Genomic DNA, 437 nt, shown 5'->3' with positions numbered 1-437 from the left:
GTTGTATTCGTTCTTGCGCACCTTCTCGAAGACCATGTGGTCGAAGACGGGGTGTCCGTCTCCCACGGAGTTGTCTCCATAGAAGTTCATGCCCCACCAGCCATACGGGTTCGTCGAGGTGAGCAGCACGGGCTTGTCCGCCGTGCCACTCACCTGGATGCCGCCGTACACACGCACTTCCACGCGGCCCTTCTGGTGGTTCATCACGCTGTCCGGCGCACCCGCCGCGACATCGGCCTCCGTCACCTCCGGGCGCCCCTTGAAGTCGAGGATGACGCCGGGCTGCACCTTGAGGACCTGCCCCTTCGGAATCGTGACGACGCCCTGGGCATTGCCGATGACCCGGTAGGGGGAGCCCGCCGCCGTCAGCGTCCCGGACAATGTGCCCGTGACGACCGTGCCGCCATCCGTCGGCACCTCGACGGGCCCCGCATCCT

General features: G+C 66.1%; 1 pseudogene. It reads right to left on the bottom strand.

Features of this window, described 5'->3' with window-relative positions:
* Positions 1–437: pseudogene (locus tag D7Y04_RS42750) on the bottom strand (right-handed parallel beta-helix repeat-containing protein); the annotation flags it as partial.

Source organism: Corallococcus sp. AB038B, from assembly GCF_003668955.1.
GTDB classification, from domain to species: domain Bacteria; phylum Myxococcota; class Myxococcia; order Myxococcales; family Myxococcaceae; genus Corallococcus; species Corallococcus exiguus.
This window is presented reverse-complemented; position numbering and strand designations above follow the sequence as displayed.